The organism is Kitasatospora sp. NEAU-CNBT7 (genome assembly GCF_057220535.1).
Map to the genome: position 1 here is coordinate 1 of NZ_JBXQQB010000093.1, position 4,651 is coordinate 4,651.

Sequence of the window (4,651 nt, forward strand, 5' to 3'; positions counted from 1 at the left end):
CGACCTCCTGATCGGACTCGAGCGGTCGGCGATCGGCACACTGGTCGAGCGCACGACCCGGTTCACGGTGCTCGTCCACCTGCCCCGCCAGGACGGCTACGGTATCGTTCCCCGCACCAAGAACGGTCCACCGCTGGCCGGTTACGGCGCTGTGACCATGAAGGACGCGCTTGCAACGACGATCGGCAGCCTGCCCGAGCAGCTGTGGCGGTCGTTGACCTGGGGCCGTGGCAAGGAGCTCTCGGCGCACGCCCAGTTCACCATCGAGACCGGCGTTCCGGTCTACTTCGCCGACCCGCACAGCCCGTGGCAGCGCGGTACCAACGAGAACACGAACGGTCTGCTGCGGCAGTACTTCCCGAAGGGCACCGACCTGTCCCGATGGGCGGCTGAGGATATCGAAGCGGTCGCCGCCACGCTCAACAGCAGACCCCGCAAGAGCCTCGGTTGGAAGACACCTGCCGAAGCCCTCAACGAGCACCTACTATCACTACAGGAAGCCGGTGTTGCGTCCACCGGTTGAATCCACCCAGTACACCTCGGCCGCGTTCGCGCAGGTCTGCGACCGGCACGGCATCCGCCGGAGCATGGGCCGGGTCGGCTCGAGCTACGACAATGCCCTGGCCGAGAGCCTCTGGCAGAGCCTGAAGCGCGAGGCCATGCACCGCACGCTGTTCCGGACGATGAGCCAGGCGAGGCTGGAGATCTTTCAGTGGCTCACCTACTACAACGCCCGCCGACGCCACAGCGCGCTCGGCTACCTCTCACCGCTGGAGTTCGAACAACAGCACCACACCCCGGCTAAACTCTCCCTCGCGGCATGAAACCCCTGTGTCCACACTCCGGGGGTCACCTCATCCTCGCCGAAGACCGTGTCGCGGACGAAGTGCAGGCGGTTCTCGATGGTCCACTGCGAGCGTGCGAGGGTGCCGATCCGCCTCGGCGAAGCCTGCAGGTGGGACAGGTCGGTGAGCGCATAGACGGTCTGCCGGGTCCGCTTCCCGCTCTTGCGATCGGTGCGGTAGCGGGTGATCTTCGCGGCCTGGACCGCGTGCGGGAAGTCCAAGTCCAGGTCGGTGACGGTCAGGGCGCGGGTCACCCGGGTCTCGCGGCGGCCACGCCCGGTGCCGCGCTGGTAGTGCCGGGCCGTGACCTGGGGCCACGGCAGCGACCTGAGCTGTCGGAACAGCGCGGGCTGGTTGGCCTTCACGACGAGCAGGTAGTGCGCGTTCTTCTCCTCGGCCAGGAACCGGGCATGCTCCCGCTGGGTGTGCAGGGCGTCGGCGGTCACGGTCACCCCGGTCAGGTCGAACGGCTCCAGGAGGGCGGCGAAGCAGGTGATCTCGTTCGTCTTGTCAGGCACCCGCACCTGCGTCACGGTCCGGCCGGCGCCGGTCATCGCGGCCAGCAGGTGCGCGGCGGGGGTGTCGTCGGTGCGCGAGCCGCGGGCGCTCTTGCCGTCGACCGCGAGCGTGTCCACCCCGGCGGGATCCTCGCCGGTGAGGTCGGCCAGGCCACCGGGGCAGCCTGCTCCGATCACCCGCCGGATCGTCGAGGTGCTGGGCGCCGTACACACGCCGAATGCGCCCACGGTCCGCGCGCCGAGCCGGGCCAGAGCGTGCTGCGGTGCCTCGGCGGCCCACTGCCCGATCGCCCGGAACGACCGGGCGCCGGTCAGCACCGCCGAAGCCGCGACCAGCAGCACGCTCACCAACGGGTGACGCAGACCGCGCCGATCCCGGGGATCCGGCAGCAACGCCAACCGGTCCGCCAGGCCGGTATCGCCACCGAGTTGACGTACGGATGGGACGGCGGGACAGCAGGTGGCAGACTGACGGCACATCGAGGCTCCGGCTGGAGAGTGACGGACAAGGTCATCTCTTCAACCGGAGCCTCGATGCATCCGCAACGGCCGGCGCCAGCTCTCTCACACCGCCGTGACCTGCACATTCGCATGATCACCAGGACTTTGAATCAGCCCTGGGTGTGTGGGTTGGGTTCAGCAGCCAGGGCCGGTGTTGGGGTTGGTGCAGAAGTTGTTGCCGGGGCCGCCGTCGTTGGTGTTCGTGCCGATGTTGCCGTTGAGGCTGTCGTTGCCCGGCCCGCCAGTAAGGTTGTCGTTGTTGTTTCCACCGGTCATGGTGTCGTTGCCCTCGTTCCCCACCAGGGTGTCGTCACCGTCCTGGCCGGTCAGAGAGTCGTTTCCGGAGCCGCCCTCGATACGGTCGTTTCCGGTACCGCCCTGGAGGGTGTCGTTTCCGGAGGCGCCACAGATCAGGTCGTTACCTCCGGCACCGTTTACAAAGTCGTTCCCGGCCAGCGCGAAGATCACGTCGTCGCCGGGAGTGCCGGTGATGAAATCGTTTCCGGGGGTGCCGGTGATCGTCGCTGCTGCGTTCGCGCAACTGCGGGTGTAGGTGATGACAATGCGTGAGGGGCCGGAGGCTACGGCCGACGTGCCCCCAGCGGGGGTCAAGTCCGATCCCGAACCGCCACCGCCGGCACCAACCACGTTGAATACGCCGCCTCTACCGCCACCGCCGCCACCGCCATAAAAGCCGCCCCCGCCCCCGCCGCCGCCTGCCGGTGCTCCATTGCCTCCCAGACCCGCGCCGCCCGGATTGGCGCCGCTACCGCCGGCTGCGCCTGCGGTAGCGGCTGTTGCCCCACCGCCTCCCCCTCCGTCAGAGGCATCCGCGCCTCTGCCGTTGCCCCCGCTGCCTCCGTTGCCTGAGCTGCTGTTTCCTCCCGGGGAGGCTCCTGGCCCGGCCGTGCCGTTGCTCGCGCCTCCTCCTCCGCCGGTCACACAGGCAATGCCGCACGATCCTCCTTCTCCCCCTCCACCGCCGCCGGCTGCGACGACAAGGCGGGGATCGGTTGAAGGCAGGCCAGTGGGCAAGCATCCGGGATCGCTGGCGCTGCAGGTCTGCACCGTGCTCGCCCCGCCGCCACCACCACCCCGAGCGAACCCGCCGCCGCCACCCCCGCCGAACCCACCGACAGCACCACTACCGGCCCCGCCGACGGTCACGTAGAGCAAGCTGCCAGGCACGACGGTGACACGGCCGCTCACCATGTCCCCTGCCCCGCCACCGCCACCGAGGCCGCCTCCGGTACCTGAAGCTCCGGACGCTCCTACAGCAACGATGTCAAGGGACGTAACACCGTCAGGAACGGTGAAGCTCTCCTCCGCACCGGTGTACTCGAACGTGCACTCCGTCCGGGCCCCGCCGTCGATAGAGAGGCAGGCCGCGGCGTGGGCCGGTGTTGCCGTGAACGGGATAAGGGACAAAGAAGCCCCCACACACAGGGCCGCAGCAGCGGCCATCTGCGCATTCCAAGCTCCGCGGAAAACCTCCCGGGAGAATCTGATGTCACGCATGGAGCCTCCGATGCCAGGCAAAAGGAACTGACCCTGCGCAGCGATCATGGCAGCCCGCTACCAGCTAGCCGTGCACGCCACGGCGCAAATCCAGCAGGCTGACCAACAAGGAGGCATGACCCAATTCATCTGCTTGTCGCCCCAGGGCTGATTCAAAGTCCTGTTGATCTTGCATCCGCCCTGCTCAGGGGATGTGCAGGAGGTCGAGGGGGCGGGTGAAGGACTCGTAGGAGACGTGGCGGAGGCCGGCGGCGATGCTGGTGTGGCCGTGGCTACGGAGGGTGTTGGTCGCCAGGTTTCGCAGGGTGGCCATGTTCTCCGGTCCGTGACCGGTGCGGACCTGGGAGGCGTCCTCGCCGAAGACCGTGTCGCGGACGAAGTGCAGGCGGTTCTCGATGGTCCACTGCGAGCGTGCGAGGGTGCCGATCCGCCTCGGCGAAGCCTGCAGGTGGGACAGGTCGGTGAGCGCATAGACGGTCTGCCGGGTCCGCTTCCCGCTCTTGCGATCGGTGCGGTAGCGGGTGATCTTCGCGGCCTGGACCGCGTGCGGGAAGTCCAAGTCCAGGTCGGTGACGGTCAGGGCGCGGGTCACCCGGGTCTCGCGGCGGCCACGCCCGGTGCCGCGCTGGTAGTGCCGGGCCGTGACCTGGGGCCACGGCAGCGACCTGAGCTGTCGGAACAGCGCGGGCTGGTTGGAGGTCGGAGGAGATACGCGCGAAACCCGCCACTTGGTGACTTACGGTCATATCTGGTTGCACGAGGTGCAGGTTGTTGTGTGACGGTCCGTGATGATCGTAAGCCCTGGGCCGGGATAGTGTGCTGCTGATCATGTGATTGGCGGTGTGGTTGTGGCGTCGGTGGAACGGACTGCGTATCCGCGGTTCAAGCGGATCATCTCGGAACGCGAGCTGGCGCAGTTCTTAACCCCGGATGAGGCCGAGATCGCGTGGGCGCGGTCGCGGACCCGTGGGCGTCCGGAGGCGCTCCTCTCGCTGCTGGTGCTGCTGAAGGGCACTGTCACGTTGTCGGTGGCGGGGTGGGATGATCTTCGGGTTGGTCGTACCGAAGGGGCTTGTCCGTGTCGTCCACGCCGCCGTCGTACAGCAACCACCGGTACCCGGTGGAGGTCATCTCGCACTGTATGTGGCTGTACTTCCGGTTCCCGCTCAGCTTCCGCGAGGTGGAGGAGCTGATGCTCGAGCGCGGCGTCGTCGTGTCCTACGAGACGATCCGGCGCTGGTGTCTGAAGTTCGGGCAGACCTGGGCGAA

At 67.9% G+C, this 4,651-nt stretch carries 4 protein-coding genes and 2 pseudogenes; 3 read left to right on the forward strand and 3 right to left on the reverse strand.

From position 1 onward, the window contains the following. A partial coding sequence (locus tag AC2TEW_RS38285; RefSeq protein ID WP_484627735.1) for an IS30 family transposase occupies positions 1-523 on the forward strand: 523 nt, incomplete at its 5' end. A gap of 4 nt (positions 524-527) precedes the next feature. Further along, positions 528-824 (forward strand): annotated as a pseudogene (locus AC2TEW_RS38290) (integrase core domain-containing protein); the annotation flags it as partial. Here the strand turns inward: AC2TEW_RS38290 and AC2TEW_RS38295 are convergent. From AC2TEW_RS38295 to AC2TEW_RS38305, 3 genes are all read right to left on the reverse strand, one after another. Further along, positions 758-1,843, reverse strand: coding sequence for an ISAs1 family transposase (locus tag AC2TEW_RS38295; RefSeq protein WP_484627782.1), 1,086 nt, complete (start codon positions 1,841-1,843; stop codon positions 758-760). The pseudogene AC2TEW_RS38290 and the gene AC2TEW_RS38295 overlap by 67 nt on opposite strands. 156 nt (positions 1,844-1,999) lie before the next feature. After that, positions 2,000-2,476 carry a calcium-binding protein gene (locus AC2TEW_RS38300; protein WP_484627783.1) on the reverse strand — a complete coding sequence of 159 codons (477 nt, stop codon included), beginning with the start codon at positions 2,474-2,476 and terminating at the stop codon, positions 2,000-2,002. 1,090 nt (positions 2,477-3,566) lie between these two features. Then, positions 3,567-4,064, reverse strand: coding sequence for an ISAs1 family transposase (locus tag AC2TEW_RS38305; protein WP_484627784.1), 498 nt, complete (start codon positions 4,062-4,064; stop codon positions 3,567-3,569). A gap of 459 nt (positions 4,065-4,523) precedes the next feature. Here AC2TEW_RS38305 and AC2TEW_RS38310 point away from each other — a divergent pair. Further along, positions 4,524-4,651, forward strand: a pseudogene (locus AC2TEW_RS38310) (IS6 family transposase); the annotation flags it as partial.

Excerpts from the sequence above, each read along its gene's own strand:
- AC2TEW_RS38295 (WP_484627782.1), bottom strand. The coding sequence starts at position 1,843 with ATGTGCCGTCAGTCTGCCACCTGCTGTCCCGCCGTCCCATCCGTACGT.